Origin of the sequence: Propionispora sp. 2/2-37 (genome assembly GCF_001298735.1) — a bacterium.
Lineage (GTDB): Bacteria > Bacillota > Negativicutes > Propionisporales > Propionisporaceae > Propionispora.
In genome coordinates this window covers 47,476-65,771 of the sequence record NZ_CYSP01000009.1, presented here as the reverse complement: position 1 = coordinate 65,771, position 18,296 = coordinate 47,476, and the positions used below count along the sequence as shown (strand labels likewise).

At 44.3% G+C, this 18,296-nt stretch carries 18 protein-coding genes; all 18 read right to left on the bottom strand.

What is annotated here, in order from left to right; translation table 11 throughout:
* Positions 1-7: 7 nt before the first annotated feature.
* The 18 genes from truB to pyrH all read right to left on the bottom strand — a co-directional run bounded on the left by truB (position 8) and on the right by pyrH (position 18,271).
* Positions 8-877 carry a tRNA pseudouridine(55) synthase TruB gene (gene truB, locus P22_RS11020; RefSeq protein WP_054260295.1) on the bottom strand — a complete coding sequence of 290 codons (870 nt, stop codon included), beginning with the start codon at positions 875-877 and terminating at the stop codon, positions 8-10.
* Positions 874-1,824 carry a DHH family phosphoesterase gene (locus tag P22_RS11015; protein ID WP_054260294.1) on the bottom strand — a complete coding sequence of 317 codons (951 nt, stop codon included), beginning with the start codon at positions 1,822-1,824 and terminating at the stop codon, positions 874-876. The genes truB and P22_RS11015 overlap by 4 nt, the downstream gene beginning before the upstream one ends.
* A 1-nt stretch (position 1,825) precedes the next feature.
* Positions 1,826-2,182, bottom strand: coding sequence for a 30S ribosome-binding factor RbfA (gene rbfA / locus P22_RS11010; protein ID WP_054260293.1), 357 nt, complete (start codon positions 2,180-2,182; stop codon positions 1,826-1,828).
* Positions 2,183-2,202: 20 nt separating this feature from the next.
* Complete coding sequence (gene infB, locus P22_RS11005) at positions 2,203-4,725, bottom strand: translation initiation factor IF-2 (RefSeq protein ID WP_054260292.1); 2,523 nt, start codon at positions 4,723-4,725, stop codon at positions 2,203-2,205.
* 49 nt (positions 4,726-4,774) lie between these two features.
* Positions 4,775-5,083 carry a L7Ae/L30e/S12e/Gadd45 family ribosomal protein gene (locus tag P22_RS11000; protein WP_054260291.1) on the bottom strand — a complete coding sequence of 103 codons (309 nt, stop codon included), beginning with the start codon at positions 5,081-5,083 and terminating at the stop codon, positions 4,775-4,777.
* Entirely contained in the window at positions 5,080-5,346 is a 267-nt protein-coding gene (gene rnpM, locus P22_RS10995) for an RNase P modulator RnpM (protein ID WP_054260290.1), read from the bottom strand. Before rnpM ends, P22_RS11000 begins: the two co-directional genes overlap by 4 nt.
* A gap of 14 nt (positions 5,347-5,360) precedes the next feature.
* A complete protein-coding gene (gene nusA / locus P22_RS10990; protein ID WP_054260289.1) occupies positions 5,361-6,404 on the bottom strand; it encodes a transcription termination factor NusA in 1,044 nt (347 codons plus the stop codon).
* A gap of 38 nt (positions 6,405-6,442) precedes the next feature.
* Positions 6,443-6,901 (bottom strand): ribosome maturation factor RimP, encoded by a 459-nt coding sequence (rimP, locus tag P22_RS10985; protein WP_054260288.1) that lies wholly within the window; start codon positions 6,899-6,901, stop codon positions 6,443-6,445.
* A 273-nt stretch (positions 6,902-7,174) separates the two neighbouring features.
* A complete protein-coding gene (locus tag P22_RS10980; RefSeq protein ID WP_054260287.1) occupies positions 7,175-10,840 on the bottom strand; it encodes a PolC-type DNA polymerase III in 3,666 nt (1,221 codons plus the stop codon).
* Positions 10,841-10,968: 128 nt separating this feature from the next.
* A complete protein-coding gene (locus tag P22_RS10975; protein ID WP_054260286.1) occupies positions 10,969-12,669 on the bottom strand; it encodes a proline--tRNA ligase in 1,701 nt (566 codons plus the stop codon).
* A 1-nt stretch (position 12,670) separates the two neighbouring features.
* Entirely contained in the window at positions 12,671-13,744 is a 1,074-nt protein-coding gene (gene ispG, locus P22_RS10970; RefSeq protein ID WP_054260285.1) for a flavodoxin-dependent (E)-4-hydroxy-3-methylbut-2-enyl-diphosphate synthase, read from the bottom strand.
* Between the two features lie 51 nt (positions 13,745-13,795).
* Positions 13,796-14,827, bottom strand: a complete 1,032-nt coding sequence (rseP, locus tag P22_RS10965) for an RIP metalloprotease RseP (protein ID WP_054260284.1) — start codon at positions 14,825-14,827, stop codon at positions 13,796-13,798.
* A 98-nt stretch (positions 14,828-14,925) separates the two neighbouring features.
* Complete coding sequence (locus P22_RS10960; RefSeq protein ID WP_054260283.1) at positions 14,926-15,753, bottom strand: phosphatidate cytidylyltransferase; 828 nt, start codon at positions 15,751-15,753, stop codon at positions 14,926-14,928.
* Positions 15,754-15,761: 8 nt separating this feature from the next.
* Positions 15,762-16,562 carry an isoprenyl transferase gene (locus P22_RS10955; protein WP_054260282.1) on the bottom strand — a complete coding sequence of 267 codons (801 nt, stop codon included), beginning with the start codon at positions 16,560-16,562 and terminating at the stop codon, positions 15,762-15,764.
* A 60-nt stretch (positions 16,563-16,622) separates the two neighbouring features.
* Positions 16,623-16,790, bottom strand: a complete 168-nt coding sequence (locus tag P22_RS10950) for a DUF362 domain-containing protein (RefSeq protein WP_054260281.1) — start codon at positions 16,788-16,790, stop codon at positions 16,623-16,625.
* Positions 16,790-16,978, bottom strand: a complete 189-nt coding sequence (locus P22_RS10945) for a hypothetical protein (RefSeq protein ID WP_156318934.1) — start codon at positions 16,976-16,978, stop codon at positions 16,790-16,792. Before P22_RS10945 ends, P22_RS10950 begins: the two co-directional genes overlap by 1 nt.
* A gap of 10 nt (positions 16,979-16,988) precedes the next feature.
* Positions 16,989-17,549, bottom strand: a complete 561-nt coding sequence (gene frr, locus P22_RS10940) for a ribosome recycling factor (RefSeq protein WP_054260279.1) — start codon at positions 17,547-17,549, stop codon at positions 16,989-16,991.
* Positions 17,546-18,271: a UMP kinase gene (gene pyrH / locus P22_RS10935; RefSeq protein ID WP_054260278.1), complete on the bottom strand. Its 726-nt coding sequence runs from the start codon at positions 18,269-18,271 to the stop codon at positions 17,546-17,548. Before pyrH ends, frr begins: the two co-directional genes overlap by 4 nt.
* Between the last annotated feature and the right edge of the window lie 25 nt (positions 18,272-18,296).

Sequence of the window (18,296 nt, the reverse complement as noted above, 5' to 3'; positions counted from 1 at the left end):
TTTCAGACTAATTTCCTGCCGGAAAAACCTTTAACGGAATCAGCATTGCCGTTTCGGATTGTTTTCCTATACCGATAAGACAATGATTCTGATCATAAATTCGAATCGGTCCTGCCGCGTTTTTCTGGCAAATGATCTTTTGCCCATGCCGAAAAGCCTGGACCTGCTCTACAGTAAGTTCGATAGCAGGCAGATGCTGAAGCGCGCTGTCCACCGGCTGACAGGCCGTCTCTGCTTGTAATCCGATTTCTTCCAAAGTCCGTGCATCTTGCAACAAAAACTGTCCAACCCTGGTCCGGACTAAAAATGACATAACCGCCGGGCATCCTATCTTTTGTCCAATATCAATGCATAAAGAACGTATATAAGTGCCTTTGGAACAATTTACATCAAAAAGAATGGAATTGGTATTGGTTTTTAACAGGTTGATCGCCGAAATTGTTACCTTACGTGGTTTCCGTTCTACAGTAGCACCCGACCGTGCCAGTTCATAGAGTTTTTTCCCGCCAATCTTTATTGCAGAATACATGGGAGGAACTTGTTCAATCTCTCCAGTAAAAGATTGTAAAACCGACTGTACTAAAGTAACATCAATAGCAGGAGGTTTGGCACTTTCCATAATCCGCCCTGTATCGTCACCAGTATCGGTAGCATATCCAAAAGTCAACTCCACCCGGTAACTTTTATCACAGTCACTTACATATTCGATCATGCGCGTAGCCTGGCCGAAAAAAACCGGTAAAACACCGGTAGCAGCCGGGTCCAGCGTACCTGCATGCCCCACACGTTTTATACCATAGGTCCTACGGATGAAGGAGACTACGTCGTGTGAGGTCATTCCCGGCGGTTTTAATACATTAATAACTCCTGCCGTCATACGTCGCTCTCCAGAATTTCTTTGCTAACTGCAGCCACAATACTAGCTTTCACTTCTGCTAAGGTTCCTGCCAAAGTGCATCCGGCCGCCCGAACATGTCCCCCACCGCCGAACGACAAGGCAATCTTACTCACATCGACTTGTTTGGAGCGAAAGCTGATTCGTATCAGATTCTCCTCGTCCGCTTTAAACATAATGGCAACTTCCACGCCTTCAATAGTCCGCGGATAATTGATAAACCCTTCGGTACTTTGTACAGAATCTCCCAATTCCCTGTCAATGGATATGGAAGCAATTTTACCATCCAGATAAAATTCCAATGTTTGCAGTACCTGACCTAACGCAATAATACTTGTCAAAGGTTTTGTTTCAATATATTCTGATATGACATGCGGCTGTGCACCGCATTCAATTAAAAAAGCCGCATAACGCAAAGTTCTGGCAGTTGTATTGGCATAACGAAAAAATCCGCAGTCAGTAGCGATGGCTGTATATAAACATACAGCTATATCGCAGGTAATCTCACATTTAAGTTCCTCTAACAATTCAAAAATCAATTCACCGGTTGCTGCAGCCTGGTTGTCAAGAAGCCAATAATCGGCAAATTTGAGATTGGAAGCATGATGGTCAATATTGATTACAGGTGCCTTCACCATACCGGCAACCCTGCCTATTCTCTCCGCATCACTAGCATCAAGGACCACCAGCACATCACATGTTGTTTCAACTACCGGCCTGGCAATCTGCTCAATACCCGGCAGGAAATGATACGTTACCGGAATATTGTCATCAATAAGCATCTGTACTTCCTTACCCCTGGCTACAAGGGCGTGATAAAGAGCTAACAGGGAACCCAGGCAATCACCATCCGGATGTATATGACCGGTCAAAATGATTTTACGGGCTGTTTTTAGTAATTCTGCTATCCGGGAAAACGATATTTCCATATCATTTCGTATCCTCGTCTTGTTTTATTTTTAATAACAATTTTTGAATTTTTTCACTATAATCTAGCGATTCATCTAAATGCAAAGTCAGTTCCGGCGAAAAACGCATCTTGAGCCGTTTACCGATTTCAGTCCGCAAAAATCCCACTGCCTTGCTAAGCCCTTGCCAAGATTTGGCTTTCTCCTCGTCACTGCCCATTAAACTTAAATAAATCTTAGCATGCCTTAAATCACCACTCACCTCAACCTGGGTTACCGTAACAAACCCGATGCGCGGATCTTTCAGTTCATTCAGAATCATTTTACTAGCTTCCTGTTTGATAAACGCCTGAACCTTCTCAACCCGGAGTTGTCCCATACCCACCCTCCGTTCTTAAACTAGCTTTTTTTTGTTTCTTCCATAATAAAGGCTTCAATGATGTCGCCTTCTTTAATATCCCGGAATTTTTCCACGGAAATACCGCACTCATAACCGGCTGCCACTTCTTTAACATCATCTTTGAACCGTCGCAAAGCTTCTATTTCTCCCTCGTGAATAACAACACCATTACGAACAATACGCACTTGCGATGAATTGGTTACTTTTCCCTCCAGTACATAAGAACCGGCCACCACCGTTTTAGGTACGGAAATTACTTTTCTGACTTCCAAGCGTCCCTGGACAACTTCCTTATATTCCGGTGCCAACATACCTGTCATTGCCGCTTCCACATCATTGATCGCCTCATAAATGACGCGATAGGTGCGGATATCCACCTTCTCGTTTTCGGCCGCTTTGCGTGCATTGCCGTCAGGCCGTACATTAAAACCAAGAATCAGTGCATTGGAAGCTGAAGCCAGCATAACGTCTGATTCATTGATCGCTCCGACTCCGGCATGGACGATACTGACCCTTACCTCTTCATTAGTGTTCAGGCCAAGCAGTGATTGGCGCAAGGCTTCAATAGATCCCTGCACATCTGCTTTAATAACAATATTCAGATCTTTTATATTGCCTTCCTGGATTTGTTTAAACAAATCATCCAAGGAAACTTTTTGTGCCTGCTGCATTTCTTCTGTACGCCGTTTAGCAACGCGTTTTTCCGCAACCGCCCGGGCCACTTTTTCATCGACAGCAGCTAAAATATCCCCCGCCTGCGGTACATCGGCCAGTCCCAAAACTTCAACCGGTGTAGATGGCTCGGCTTTTTTAACCTTTTCACCCCGGTCATTTACCATAGCACGAACCTTGCCATAAGCCGTACCTGCTATAATGGAATCGCCAATACGCAAGGTTCCTTTTTGCACCAGAACGGTCGCTACCGGGCCACGGCCTTTATCCAATTCAGCTTCAATAATGATACCATAGGCAGCACGGTTGGGATTGGCCTTAATTTCCTGCATCTCCGCTACCAACAGAATCATTTCCAAAAGTTCTTCAATACCTGTTCGTTGGTGTGCTGAAACAGGCACCATAATTGTATCGCCGCCCCAATCTTCCGGAATCAGCCCGTGATCAGCAAGCTGTTGTTTAACCCGGTCGGGATTGGCCCCCGGACGGTCCATTTTATTGATGGCAACAATAATAGGTACTTTTGCCGATTTAGCATGATTAATGGCTTCAATCGTTTGCGGCATGACCCCGTCATCGGCAGCTACGACCAAAATAGCAATATCCGTAACTTGTGCGCCGCGGGCACGCATAGCTGTAAAAGCTTCATGCCCCGGAGTATCCAAAAATACAATTTTCTTACCCTGGCAATTTACCTGATAAGCACCAATATGCTGGGTAATACCGCCTGCTTCCTGCTGCGTGACACGGGTTTTTCTGATAGCATCGAGCAAAGAAGTTTTCCCATGGTCGACATGCCCCATAACCGTTACAACCGGAGGACGTAAAACCAGACTTTTTTCATCATCCTCAATTTCCGGAATTTCAGTTGGATCCTCTTCCGGCGGCAAAGCTTCTACCGCTACGCCAAAATCAGTTGCAATAATCGATGCCGTATCAAAATCAACTTCTTGATTGATATTAACCATAACCCCCAGCATCATTAATTTCTTAATCACTTCACCGGCTTCTCGTCCAAGTTTGCTGGCCAGTTCTTTAACTATGATTGATTCACCAATTTTAATAAGTTTCGGCTTTGGCGATTCAACTTTCTGCACCGAGGGTTGTTGGTGCCGTTGCGCATGATTTTTACCAGCATGCTGACGGTTTTGCTGCGGGCGGTTTGACCCGTGCTGCCGGTTTTTATTGCTGTTAAAATTACCATGGGGCCCCTGATTTCTTTGTGATGGTTGCGACTGAAAACGGTTGGAATAATTCGGCGTCCGCTGTTCAGCTGCTGAATCCCGTTTCGTACGTTGACGATTCTGTTCGGTTTGATTATGCTGATTGGCGGCTTGTTGCTGCTGCTGCTGTCTAGGCACACGTTGTTGTCCGTCCGTTTGCTGCCGTGGCACTCTGTTAAGGCCGGATTGTCCTGAAACCTGCTGTGTTCTTGATGGATAATTACCGTGCGTTCTTTGTTGCCTGTTATCCGGCTGACTTCTCCGGTTATGCTCAAAATACCGCTGATTGGCACCACTTTGCTGTCTATATTCCGAGGAGTGATGCTGCCCTGTCCTTTTTCCCTCTGCCACGGCTGAAGCTGCCGGCTGTGCTTGCTGCTCTCTCCTGGCACCGGCTGGCTGGATTGTCATTTTACTTTGCTGCACCGAAGCGGAAGTTCCTCTGGGAACTGTCGGCGGCGAATCATTTTTACGGGCAAAGGTCCGGTCAATTATTTGTTTAGCATCATGATCCACGCTACTCATATGGTTTTTGGCCGTTATGTTATTACGGGCCAAAATATCTATAATCACTTTACTGGTCGTGTCAAACTCTTTGGCTAACTCATATATTCTATATTTGGACATCGATCCACCCCCAATTTTCTTTCTCCCGTAACCGTAGGAATACAGCATATCAACAATCAGATAATGCCGAATCAATCACCTGTTTAAATCCTTCATCAACTATTGCCAACGCTGCACGGTTATGTTTGCCGATACACGAGCCCAGAACCTCTCTGGATAAAATCTCATATAAGGGTATTTTATAAAATTCTGCCATGTTGCGGTACGCCTTCTTCGTATTTTCCGAGCTATCTTTAGCCACAAGTAACAGCTTTACCCTTCTGGAGCGAATAGCCTTCTCTACGGCAAATTCTCCCGAAATTATTTTCCCCGCTTTTTGCGCCAATCCTAAGGCGGAGACTACTTTTTGCTGTTTCATGAATTTTTAATTCCCGACCGGAGAATTTCATATACCTCGTCCTCGATGGACTGACTTAAAGCCTTCTCCAGTCGTTTTTGTTTGACGGCTTTGCCCAGGCACTCCTCAGAAGGACAGATATAGGCACCACGTCCGGACTTTTTTCCGCTGGGATCCCACTCAACGCTTCCCGCGGGAGTACGCACAATCCGCAGCAATTCCCGTTTACTTTTCATTTCTTGACAACCAACACACATACGCTGGGGAATTTTTTTCTTTTGCATGGTTTCCCCTCCTTCTAGGTGGCCGCCTGCGCCTGTGATTCACTTTTGATGTCAATTTTCCAGCCTGTTAATTTAGCCGCTAAACGGGCATTTTGCCCCTCCTTGCCGATAGCTAAAGATAGCTGATAATCGGGAACAATGACCCTCGATACCTTTTCCGCTTCATTGACTTCAACCGATACGACTTTTGCCGGACTTAAAGCATTGGATATATATTTCCCCGGATCAACACTCCATTTAACGATATCAATCTTTTCACCTTTTAATTCATTCACAATGGTTTGAACCCGCATGCCTTTATGCCCAACACAAGATCCCACGGGATCAACATCTTCATCACGTGAGTGTACAGCAATTTTCGAACGTAGACCGGGTTCCCGCGCCACAGATTTAATCTCTACAATACCATCATGAATTTCCGGAACTTCCAATTCAAATAACCGTTTTAAAAGTCCGGGATGAGTTCGTGAGACCAATATCTGCGGACCCTTGGTTGTTTTTTTGACTTCGATAATGTATGTCTTGAGCCGGTCGCCATGATGATACGCCTCACCTGCAATTTGTTCGGAAGGTGCCAAAATGGCTTCTGCCTTGCCTAAATCAATAAACACATTTTTTTGCTCAATCCGTTGCACAATACCGGTTAATATATCACTTTCCCGATTGGAAAACTCTTCATATATGATACCGCGTTCTGCTTCACGAATCCGTTGAACTACTACCTGTTTTGCCGTTTGTGCTGCAATTCTGCCGAAATCTTTGGGTGTTACCTCGACTTCTACAACATCCTCCAAGCCGTATCGCGGATCCATTGCCTTCGCATCTGCTAAAGACATTTCCAAACGGCTGTCACTAACTTCTTCCACTATTGTTTTCCGGGCGTAAACATGTATTTCGCCGGTAATTCGGTCAAGAGAGACCATCACATTCTGGGCTGAACCAAAATTACGTTTATATGCCGATATGAGTGCTGCTTCTATGGCATCAAATAAAATCTCCGGCGCAATTCCCTTCTCCTTGCCTAACTGCTCAAAGGCTTGCATAAATTCAGCGTTCACTAAAATTCCCCCTATTCAATATTCAATTTTAGCTAATATCAAAAATCAATGTGCAAACGAACCTGGGCCGTTTTATCACGGGCCACATTAAATTCTGTGCCATCAACATCCAAATGAATTTCCCCATCGATTAGTCCTTTCAGAGTACCGACAATTTTCTTCTGTCCGTTGATGGGTGCAAACGTGCTGACTTCTATTTTATCGCCTATATGGCGTGTAAAATCACGTTCCTTTCGGAGCGCACGATCAAGACCGGGTGACGAAACCTCCAAATAATAGCTGTCCTTTATCGGGTCAAGCTCATCCAGCTTATTTTCCAGTTGTTCACTTACCCATTGGCAATCTTCTACTTCCAAGCCTCCCTCTTTATCAAGAAAAACCCTCAAATACCAATCACGTTCTTTTACATATTCTACATCCACCAGTTCCAGTTCTGTTGCTTCTAAAATATCGGTGACCAGTTTTTCCACCAGTATTTCAATTTGTTCTTTGGACATATATAAACCCCCTACCTCAGAAAATACCATATGCAGGAATATTAAGAAGCAATTCCTTATCTAGTTTTGCCTAATAACCCACACAGTTATACCCTATTATTGGCAGGCCAAAAGCAAGTAATTAAGAGTAAAGAGTGGGTTAACATCCCACTCTTAGCTGTAAAAACAAATTTATACCCGTTAATTATACCACTATAGGATAGTTTTTACAACACCTCTTACGGTTAACTGACTTTTTCTTAACAAACATAAAGTCATTGTGGTGATCAAATTTCATGCAAACAACATGATTTGATCGGTCTCTGGCAATCCCTGGACACATCCGTGCTCTGTTAATATATCAATAACCGTTTTGGAAATTCGCGCCCGGACCCGTAAATCCTCTAAGGAGGAAAATGCACGCCCCTGCCGCGCCTGCACTATATTTTGTGCTGCCGTTTCCCCCAGCCCCTGTAAAGAGGCCAATGGCGGCAGTAGGGCATCACCCACGATAAGAAATTTAGTTGCATCAGAAGTGTATAGGTTAACTCTTTCAAAAGTGAACCCTCTAAGATACATTTCCAGCGCCATTTCAAAAATAGTCTGCATTCCCTTTTCCTTCGTTGTCATCATATTGCCTTTTTCTTCAAAGTCTGCCAAATGTTTTCTTAACACTTGTTCGCCCTGAACAATCAGATTAGCATCAAATTCTGTTGCTCGCACGGAAAAGTAAGAGGCATAAAAGGCCAACGGATAGTGAATTTTACAGTAAGCAATCCGAAATGCCATCATAACATAGGCAACAGCATGCGCTTTAGGGAACATATATTTAATCTTTTGACAGGAATCAATGTACCACTCCGGGACTTCTTTAGCCCGCATCTTTTCAACGTCTTCCGTTTTTACCCCTTTTCCCTTACGCACTCCTTCCATAATTTTAAAAGCCAGTTGTGGTTCCAATCCTTTATGGATTAAATACACCATAATATCATCCCTGGCGGAAATTGCTTCTGATAACTTGGCGGTTCCTTCTTTGATTAAATCCTGCGCGTTATTGAGCCATACGTCGGTGCCGTGAGAAAATCCGCTGATTCTCACCAATTCACTAAATGTCTTGGGCATTGTATCTTCCAGCATTTGCCGTACAAACTTTGTGCCAAACTCCGGAATACCAAAAGTTCCTACCGTACTGCCAAGCTCTTCCGGTGTGAGCTGTAAGGCAGTTGTGGAAGAAAACAGGCTCATAGTTGCCTGATCGTCAAACGGGATGGTTTTGGCATCAATTCCCGTTAAATCCTCCAGCATACGGATTACCGTCGGATCGTCATGCCCCAGAATGTCCAGCTTAACCAAACGGCTGCTGATTGAGTGGTAATCAAAATGGGTGGTAATGGTACCCGATTTATTATCATCTGCAGGATGTTGTATCGGGGTAAAGTGGTGTACGTCCATATCACGCGGTACAACCATAATACCGCCCGGATGCTGGCCAGTGGTGCGCTTGACACCGGTGCAGCCGTTAACCAAATTGTTGATATAGGCATCCCGGACCGAAACATTCTTCTCGGTAAAATACTTTTTAACAAAACCGTAGGCCGTTTTATCGGCAATAGTGGCTATAGTCCCGGCACGAAACACATTATCCCGGCCAAATAGTTCTTCCGTGTACTTATGGGCGACTGGCTGATAATCGCCGGAAAAATTCAAATCGATATCAGGTACTTTATCACCGTGAAATCCCATAAACACGGCAAATGGAATATCATGTCCATTTTTCTCCATCAGAATATGACAATGAGGGCATTCCCGGTCCGGTAAATCAAAGCCGCCGCCATAACTGCCATCCGTAACAAATTCACTGTGTTTACACGCTGTACAACGCCAATGTGGCGGCAGCGGATTGACTTCGGTAATATGGGTCATTGTCGCAACAAAGGAAGACCCGACCGACCCCCTCGAACCAACGAGATAGCCGTCATCAAGTGATTTTTTCACCAGTTTATGAGCGATCAGATACAATACGGCGAACCCATGATTAATGATTGAATCCAATTCATTTTTCAAGCGTGCAGATACAATTTCCGGCAAAGGATCACCGTATAATTCATACGCCCGTTGATAGGCCATGGAGCGTATCTGCTCTTCAGCCCCCGGAATTTGCGGCGAATACAGTTCGTCAGGAATAGGCTTAAATTCCTCAAACCACTCACTGATGCGCCGGGGATTATCAATAACCAGTTCACGGGCCTTTTCCCTGCCCAAATAAGAAAATTCCTCCAACATTTCCTCTGTTGTTCGAAAATACAGCGGAGGCTGGTGATCGGCATCAGCAAAACCTTTACCAGCCATTAAGATCCGCCGGTATACTTCATCCTCCGGATTTAAGAAATGGACGTCACCGGTAGCAACAACCAATTTATTGAGCTTATCCCCCAGTTCGCATACTTTCCGGTTGATCTGACGTAACCCCTCGTCGTCAGGAACCTTCCCTTCCCGAACCAGGAAAGCATTGTTACCAATAGGTTGTACTTCCAGATAATCATAAAAAGCAGCAAGTTCCAACAATTCTTCTTCTGGCGCCTGGTTAACAATAGCACGGATCAGTTCGCCGGCTTCACAAGCCGAACCCAATATCAGACCTTCCCGATGCTCGATCAAGGCTGCACGAGGAATTCTCGGTGTACGATGCAGATATTTCAAATGCGAAAGCGAAACCAGACGATAGAGATTTTTTAAACCGATCGTGTTTTTTGCCAAAATAATAATATGATAAGCCCGGTTAATATCCTGATCAACAAGATACCCTTCCATACCATAAATTACTTTTATCCCATTTTTTTGCGCTACCTCATGTGCCTCCGGAAAAGCTTGTACAACCCCATGATCGGTAATAGCTATGGCCGGGTGTTTCCACTTTGCCGCTGTTTGAATCAATTTTTTAACCGATACAACGGCATCCATATTGCTCATCTGGGTGTGGGCATGCAGTTCAACCCGGGTGACCTCTGCCATATCCAGCCGTTCTTCTTTATCCGTGCGGCATATACTGTCAGCAAATAACACTAAGTCCTTAGAAAATTTATCGTATTGAACAGTACCCTTAACCCGGACTTTCATCCCCTGCTGTAAAGAACCGGCCAGTTTGTTAAATTGATCTTGATCATCAACAAAAACTTTGCCGCTAATTCCATCGGTCGGATCACTCAAATCAAAAGTGAGTAAAAAACGCCCGGAACGAAGCTCCCTCGTCTCACAGGCGACAATTTCTCCTTCCAGCACAACATTGCGCGCCTCATCCTGAATCTGATGGATAGGCTCCGGCTCACCTTTAATATTGCGGCCAAAAATGACCCTGCTCTCTTTTTGAGTTTTTTCCACATTGTTTTGGCTTTCCGTTAAAGCCTCTAGGTATTCGGGAGTAAGAAAATCTTCTTCAGCGGCCACATCTTCCTGGATACCGGCAGTCGCGACCACCACTTTGTAAGAGCCTCCAAATTTGTGCAGCAAAAAGGCTTGTATGGCGTCGACAATGCCATAGTCGGCCATCAACTCTCCAGAAAGATCGCCCAAAGTTTCAATCGTTAGTTTCTCTTCTTCCAGAAACCATCTTGCATGCATCAACATATGTTTTACAGCTGGTGTATCTTTGGCAATATTAGCCACAAAGGACGGCCATTCTTGCTCCAAATACTTATGTAAATTCATCGATTTTTGAGTAAAGCGTACCGAACTTAATCCGCAATTGCTACACAAATTTTGGGCTACTGTATATAATAATTTCTCAGACAAATGTTTTGAAACGTTAAGAATGATATTCCAGGCATTGGTTTGCGTATTTACCTCTACGCTGGCTACCCGGGCGTTTTGTAATGTTTCCTGTTCCTCTTCACTTAAAGAAATATCGGTCATAAACTCATACAGATTGCGACAACGATCAGGTATTACACAATAGGTATGCATTGCCATCTCTCCATTCCACCAATACTATTAATTTTACCACAAATCCGTCCAGAAGCGGAAAGTCAAGAAAAGCAAAATTTGAGCGTGATATAAATATATCACGCTTTTTTACACTTACTCGCTGTCGTTCATAACGTCTTCAGCAGCTCTTTAACACCTTCCACGCATTTTGCAACAGGATAATAAAATGTTTCCCCGCTGCGTCTGACCTTAACTTCAATTGTATTTTCCTGAACAGCTTTGGGGCCGACTGTAATTTTTAGTGGATAACCGATCAAATCAGCATCTTTAAATTTTACTCCCGGACGCTCATTACGATCGTCAAGCACCGTTTCCACTTGTTCTGCCTGCAAGGCTTCATAAACTCTTTGTGCTAATTCTGCCTGTGCTTGATCTTTAAAACTGACCGGCACAACGACAGCATGGTAAGGCGCAATGGCAGCCGGCCAGATAATGCCGTGTTCGTCATGGTTTTGTTCTATGGCAGCAGCCATTGTCCGGCTTATTCCAATACCGTAGCATCCCATAACCAGGGGTTGCTCTTTACCATTCTCATCTAAAAAAGTTGCCTTCAAAGCCGAACTATATTTTGTATGCAGCTTAAAAACCTGCCCCGCCTCAATACCACGGGCAGTTTTAACTGGAGCGCCGCAATGCGGACAAGGATCACTTTCTTTAATAAGACGTAAATCGGCAACAAAATGAGGAGAAAAATCCCGGCTGGGGTTTACATTTACGTAATGCTTGTCTTGCTGGTTTGCCCCGCAGACAGCGTTATACATATGCATTACAGTCGCGTCGGCAACAATAGTCACTCCAGTTATTCCTACCGGTCCGATAAATCCGGGAAAACTTCCGATTCCGGTAATCTTCTCTTCACCGGCTAACGCGACATCGATACAATTCAAGACATTTTTCAGCTTGATCTCATTAACTTCATGGTCTCCTCGTACGAGGGCCAGCACTAATCCTTTATCGGTATGGTAAGCAATTGTCTTAATGGTGTTGGCAGGCGATATTCCCAGAAAAGTTGTAATTTCTTCGATAGATTTCATCGCCGGCGTATCAATAAGTGTTAATGTCTCAGGTACGTCAGGAGGTGTTTCTATAGGGTTTAGTTCGGCTTTCTCCACATTTGCCGCATAGTCGCAGGAGTCGCAGTAAACAATCGCAGCCTCTCCTGAATCGGCGATAACCATAAATTCGTGCGTTCCACTGCCGCCAATCGCTCCGGCATCGGCTTCAACGGCCCGGAATTTTAAGCCACAGCGGGAAAACACATTGGTATATGCTTCATACATCATCTTATAACTTTCATCAAGTCCTGCCTCATCCCGGTCAAATGAATACAAATCTTTCATGATAAATTCCCGGCCGCGCATGAGGCCAAAACGTGGACGGATTTCATCCCGGTATTTATTCTGAATCTGATAAAGTCGCAAAGGCAACTGCCGGTAGGAGCGGACATCCGCCCTCACTAAGGTAGTAATCATTTCTTCATGAGTTGGGCCTAAGCAGAAGTTGCGGTCGTGCCGGTCTTTAACACGAAACATTTCTTCGCCATACACACTCCATCGTCCAGTTTCCATCCACATTTCCGCAGGCTGAATAATTGGCATGAGCAATTCCTGTCCGCTTTTGGCATCCATTTCTTCCCGTACAATATTTTCTATCTTTTTTAATACACGCCAGGCTAACGGCAGGTAGGTGTACACCCCCCCAGCCGCCTTGCGCAGCATGCCTGCCCGCAACATCATCTGATGGCTGACCACTTCGGCTTCAGCCGGAGTTTCCCGCAAAGTAGGCGCATACAGTTGTGACATACGCATGTTATTTCTCCTCCTCATCAATAAGCCGATCAATTTCTTTACATAATTCGGATACAAGTTCACTTTCAGCTACTTTTTTTACGATTTTCCCCTTACGGAAAATGATTCCCTGACCCATTCCACCGGCAATTCCAATATCAGCCTCTTTTGCCTCACCCGGTCCGTTAACAACACATCCCATAACAGCAATTTTGACCGGCTTTTTTATTCCGGCAATTTTTTGCTCTACTTCACCGGCTATCCGTGACAAATCAATATTGCAACGACCACAGGTAGGACAGGATATTAATATCGGTCCATATTCTCTTAACCCCAGGGATTTTAAAATTTCATTGCCAACGCGAACCTCTTCAACCGGATCACCAGTTAAAGAAACCCGGATGGTATCTCCAATACCTGCAGCCAATAACGCCCCGATTCCTACTGCCGATTTAATTACGCCACTTGTTACCGTGCCTGCTTCGGTTATCCCCAAATGCAACGGATAATTAACCGCTTCGGACATCAATTGATAGGCCTTGATGGTCATAACAACGTCATGCGCTTTCAGCGATATTTTTATATTATGAAAATCATGCTGCTCCAATATACGAATATGCCGTAGAGCACTTTCCACCATGCCTTCCGGCGTGGGATGCCCGCCATACTTTTCAACTATGTCCAGCGGCAACGAACCGGCATTTACACCGATCCGTATTGGAATTTGGCTTTTTTGCGCCGCTTGGACAACTAATTTTACCTTGCTGTCGCCACCAATATTCCCTGGATTAATCCGCAAGGCATCAATACCGCGCTCTACCGCAGCAAGCGCTAAACGGTAGTCAAAATGAATATCTGCAACAAGTGGTACTTTAGGAACTGCTTTTTTAATACTCTCCAATGCTGTTGCTGCTTCCATATCTGGCACCGCCAAGCGTACAATATCACAGCCTGCCGCAACAAGACGCTCTATTTGGGCAACCGTTGCGGGAATATCCTGAGTTTTGGTATTCGTCATGGATTGTACGGAAATAGGCGCAGTACCACCTACCGGTACTGCGCCTATCCGGATTTGTCTGGTCTCTTTTCTTTGCATGTTTCCACTCTTTTCTTAACCTTTTCAATCAATACTGCCAACCCCAAGGGGTTAAAATAATTTTAATCTCGCTATATCCTTAAATGTTGCCACAAGAGTTAACAACATCAACAATGCAAAGCCAATCATTTGCAAAAACTGCATCTTATCCTTGTTGAGGGCTTTGCCCCGTACGCCTTCCACAGCCAATGCCACCACATGCCCGCCATCCAGTACCGGAACAGGCAATAAATTCAACAAACCTAAATTAATACTCAAAAAAGCGGCAAACTGCAAAAGCGGAATAAACCCCATTCCCGCCACTTCACCAGCCATTTGTGCCACGCCAATTGGTCCGGCCACATCTGCCTCAACTTGTCCGGTAATCATCTGGGCAATACCAACCAACATGCTGCCAGCAATTTTGTAAGTTTGAGAAACCGCCATGTATCCCGACTCTAAAACACCCGGACGATAATTTTCCACTACCGGCATAACGCCGATGATGCCACGGTTGGCTTTACTGTCATACTCCGGAATGACCTGCACCTTACCTACGGTTCCCGCTCGCTCATATTCTATGGTCAGCGGCTTGTTACTATTAGCTTGTACAAAGGAAACAAACTGACGCCAGGATGTAATTTGCGTATCATTAACAATGGTTATGCGATCGCCAGTCAGCAAACCGGCCCGAGCCGCGGGCTTATCGGCAAAAATATTGCCAATTACCGGCTGGTCCGAAACAGTATCAACTCCTGCACTCAAGAAAACGATCACAAACAGCACTACCGGAAGCACAAAATTCATAACCGATCCGGCAACAATAACCAGCATTCTGGCCCAAACCGGTTTGGCCGAGAAAGAATGTTCATCCTGTTCTTCATCAGGATCCATACCGGCAATTTTGTTAAAGCCGCCTAAAGGAATCAAGCGCAATGAATATAAAGTTTCACCACGTTGAAAACTAAAGATCTTTTTGCCAAAACCTATTGCAAATTCATCAACCCGCATACCAACCAGTTTGGCAGTTAAAAAATGACCCAGTTCGTGAACAAAGATCAATATGCCAAAAACAAAAATACTCGCAATAATGGTTATAGACAATAAAACTCCTCCTAATTTTTGATTTCTATTGAGGAAACATCATTGAAAATAATATAAAAGCCAATATGACATGTATGCCTGTTACCGGATAATCATGCTTAGGATAACAACAGTATACGCACATAGTAATATACGACCGGAGCAGCAAACATGATACTATCGAAACGGTCTAAAATTCCACCATGTCCGGGAAGCGCTTTTCCAGAATCCTTAACATCACAAAATCGTTTTATAGCCGATTCTGTCAAATCGCCTAGCGGAGCAAAAATTCCCACCAATAAACCTATAACAATGCTATGCTCTAAAGGTAAAGCAAACACCCTCCCGCTGATAGTCAGAGCAAGAAGACTGCCCACAACTCCGCCTACAGCCCCTTCTACTGTTTTTCCTGGGCTAATCGCCGGACATAACTTATGTTTTCCCAGCACTGAACCAACAAAAAAGGCAAACGTATCATTGGCCCAAGTACCGATAAAAGGAAGCCATATATAAACGGTACCTGCGGAAACATTCCCCCACAGGGTATGAAAATACCTTCCCTCATCGATAAACCGTAACCATAATAAGTAGGAAAAAGTCATACCGATATAAAAAAATCCAAACAGTGTAAATGCTGCTTGCCTGACCGTAAAGGTTCTGCTGCCAATAATCATTTTGCTCAATACGACCAAAATGGTAAGAAACAGAACCCCGATCGTTTCTTCCGTATTGCCGATCCAGGCACACCCCAGTAGCAGCAGAATGGCAACAGAACCTATATAATAAGCAAGCTCAATTTTTTGCTGACGCAGCATATGGTACAATTCATGCCAACATACTAATGCAAGAAAGGCTACCGTTGCTGCGAACAGCCACTGACCGTATTGAATGATATATATGGCAGTTGGAATACCGATGATTGCTGTTAATACCCTTTTATTAAACATGCGTGCACCTACTTTATATTATCTGTATCTTTCCTTCGTTTCAATCCACCAAATCGGCGTTCACGCTGCTGAAATTCTACAATAGCCTGAATGAAATGGCCGGGAGTGAAATCAGGCCAATGGACACTGGTCGACCAGAACTCCGTATAAGCCAACTGCCATAATAGAAAATTACTAATCCGAAAATCTCCTCCGGGCCTGATTAATAAGTCGGGATCCGGTAAATCAGCCGTATACAAACAGTTTTGTATCGTTTTTTCATCAATCTCTTCGGGATATAGCTTACCACTTTGAACTTCCTGGGCAATTATTTGAACGGCACGCTTCAGTTCTGCCCGGCCGCCGTAATTGACTGCCAAGTTAAGAACAAGACCTTGATTTTTCATAGTACGTGTCCGAGCCTTTTCTATTTTAGACTGCAAACGGGAAGATAATTCCTCTATTTTGCCAATAAACCTGATTTGCACGCAATTTTTATCTAACTCATCAATTTCACTGTCAAGAAAATCTGAAAATAACTTCATTAAAAAATTTACTTCTTCCTTCGGCCTTTTCCAATTTTCCGTGGAAAAGGCATAAACTGTAAGTATTTTTACCTGTATGTCAGAGGCAGTTCTAACAATTTGCCGCAAGGCTTCCACTCCAGCACTATGTCCATAGGTACGGGGCATTCCTTTTTTTTGTGCCCAGCGTCCATTGCCGTCCATAATGATAGCAATGTGCTCAGGTATGCGAGCGCGGTCTATTTGCGAATTTAGAATCTTTTCATTTGAACGTATACTGCTTTTTCCAAACCACTTTTTCCACACAAAGAAACCTCCAAATACACACTTAAGAAACATAAACCCCCTCTCGCGAGGGGGTTCCATTTATGGGGCTATGATAGCACCAACCGGGCAAACCGCCGCACAGGCACCGCACTCAACACATTCTTCAGAAATGGCATACTTCGTTTCTCCCTCTGCTATAGCCCCTACCGGACAAGTACCTGCACAAGAACCGCAGGAAATGCATTCTTCATTTATTGTATAAGCCATTACAACACCTCCCTCCCCATTTTTGCAGCAACGGTCAATACAGATTTACCTGCCCGGTTCTGCTGTCGGATTACATATAACTTATTTTGTAATACCGCATTTTTTACAGGCTTTGTCAGGATGACTTCATATTCTATCCGGGCGCTTTCAAGTGCCTGAACAGCTTGTTCCAGTGACCATGCCACCATATCCAATTCATTACACTTCCATTATCTCTTTTTCTTTTACCGCCATAATTTGATCAACTTCTTTTATATATTTATCAGTAAGTTTTTGCATATCCTCTTGTGCTTTTTTGGTTTCATCTTCTGAAGCTGCTTTTTCTTTTTCTATTTTCTTGATGGCGTCATTGGCATCCCGTCTGATATTTCGTATCGCCACCCGGGCATCTTCCGCTTTTTTATGTATTACTTTTACTAATTCCGTACGGCGTTCCTGAGTCAACTGCGGAATACTCAAACGAATAATAGTACCATCGCTATTAGGCGTAAGGCCTAAATCCGATTTTAAAATAGCTTTCTCCAGAGGAGCAAGCAATGATTTTTCCCATGGCTGAATAGTTATCATCCGCGGTTCCGGCACAGCAACATTGGCAACCTGATTAACCGGCGTTGGAGTCCCGTAATAGTCCACCATAATTTTATCCAGCAAAGCCGGAGTAGCCCTTCCAGCTCTCAATGATGCCAATTCCTTGCGCAGCGCGTCCAAAGCCCTTTTCATTCTTTCCTCATGAGCAATATAGCTATCTTTCAAAGTCATTTCTTTCCCCCCACAATAGTGCCAATATCTTGACCCAACGCAACCTTTAAAATATTACCGGGTTCATCAATACTAAAAACAACAATGGGAATCTTATTATCCATACACAAGCTGGTAGCCGTAGAATCCATAACCCCCAACCCTCTTTGCAAAACCTCAATATATTCCAACTCTTTGAATTTTTTCGCATCCGGGTTATGGCGCGGGTCCGAATCATATACCCCGTCGGTATTCTTTTTGGCCATTAAAATCACATCGGCCTCAATTTCCGCAGCACGAAGCGCTGCTGTTGTGTCTGTTGAAAAATAAGGATTACCAGTTCCGGCAGCAAAAATGATGACACGCCCTTTTTCCAAGTGTCGTATCGCCCGCCTGCGAATATATGGCTCGGCAACCTGCCGCATTTCAATAGCACTCTGCACCCGGGTATCCACGTTATGATTTTCTAAAGAATCCTGTAACGCCAGTGAATTCATAACAGTTGCCAGCATCCCCATATAATCGGCTGTGGCACGATCCATCCCTTTAGCGCTCCCTGCCAACCCCCGCCAGATATTGCCGCCGCCAACCACAATGGCCACTTCAATATTCACTGCCTTAATTTTTTTAATCTCACGGGCAATGGAATCTACAATAACCGGATCTATACCGTAACCTTGTGTTCCGGCCAGCGCTTCCCCGCTCAACTTTAAAACTATCCGCTTATATTTTGCGCCATTCAAAATATAGTCACCTCATCGAAGTAAA

Bases quoted from the DNA above. Each gene is read 5' to 3' on its own strand.
- truB (WP_054260295.1), bottom strand. From the start codon at position 877: ATGACGGCAGGAGTTATTAATGTATTAAAACCGCCGGGAATGACCTCA.
- P22_RS11015 (WP_054260294.1), bottom strand. From the start codon at position 1,824: ATGGAAATATCGTTTTCCCGGATAGCAGAATTACTAAAAACAGCCCGT.
- rbfA (WP_054260293.1), bottom strand. From the start codon at position 2,182: ATGGGACAACTCCGGGTTGAGAAGGTTCAGGCGTTTATCAAACAGGAA.
- infB (WP_054260292.1), bottom strand. From the start codon at position 4,725: ATGTCCAAATATAGAATATATGAGTTAGCCAAAGAGTTTGACACGACC.
- P22_RS11000 (WP_054260291.1), bottom strand. From the start codon at position 5,083: ATGAAACAGCAAAAAGTAGTCTCCGCCTTAGGATTGGCGCAAAAAGCG.
- rnpM (WP_054260290.1), bottom strand. From the start codon at position 5,346: ATGCAAAAGAAAAAAATTCCCCAGCGTATGTGTGTTGGTTGTCAAGAA.
- rimP (WP_054260288.1), bottom strand. From the start codon at position 6,901: ATGTCCAAAGAACAAATTGAAATACTGGTGGAAAAACTGGTCACCGAT.
- P22_RS10980 (WP_054260287.1), bottom strand. From the start codon at position 10,840: ATGCATACCTATTGTGTAATACCTGATCGTTGTCGCAATCTGTATGAG.
- P22_RS10975 (WP_054260286.1), bottom strand. From the start codon at position 12,669: ATGCGTATGTCACAACTGTATGCGCCTACTTTGCGGGAAACTCCGGCT.
- ispG (WP_054260285.1), bottom strand. From the start codon at position 13,744: ATGCAAAGAAAAGAGACCAGACAAATCCGGATAGGCGCAGTACCGGTA.
- P22_RS10960 (WP_054260283.1), bottom strand. From the start codon at position 15,753: ATGTTTAATAAAAGGGTATTAACAGCAATCATCGGTATTCCAACTGCC.
- P22_RS10950 (WP_054260281.1), bottom strand. From the start codon at position 16,790: ATGGCTTATACAATAAATGAAGAATGCATTTCCTGCGGTTCTTGTGCA.
- P22_RS10945 (WP_156318934.1), bottom strand. From the start codon at position 16,978: ATGGTGGCATGGTCACTGGAACAAGCTGTTCAGGCACTTGAAAGCGCC.
- frr (WP_054260279.1), bottom strand. From the start codon at position 17,549: ATGACTTTGAAAGATAGCTATATTGCTCATGAGGAAAGAATGAAAAGG.